The organism is Helicobacter sp. NHP22-001, assembly GCF_030270165.1.
GTDB lineage: Bacteria > Campylobacterota > Campylobacteria > Campylobacterales > Helicobacteraceae > Helicobacter > Helicobacter gastrofelis.
Genome location: NZ_BSWS01000049.1, coordinates 1 through 228 on the forward strand (window position 1 = coordinate 1; position 228 = coordinate 228).

At 50.9% G+C, this 228-nt stretch carries 1 protein-coding gene; it reads right to left on the reverse strand.

All coding sequences use genetic code 11. From position 1 onward, the window contains the following. Nucleotides 1-228: hypothetical protein (locus QSJ47_RS08180; protein WP_285603027.1), on the reverse strand; the 228-nt coding region annotated here is incomplete at both ends.

Consider the following 228-nt stretch of genomic DNA (forward strand, 5'->3'; position numbering starts at 1 on the left):
TTGTGTTAGAGCCCGTATTTTGGCTTGTGCTTTGCGTGCTGTCTGTGTTGTTGCTATCGCTTGCACCCGTGCTTTGGCTTTGGCTTTGGCTGCTTGTGCTTGTGCTTGTGCTGTTAGTTGTGTTAGAGCCCGTATTTTGGCTTGTGCTTTGCGTGCTGTCTGTGTTGTTGCTATCGCTTGCACCCGTGCTTTGGCTTTGGCTTTGGCTGCTTGTGCTTGTGCTTGTGC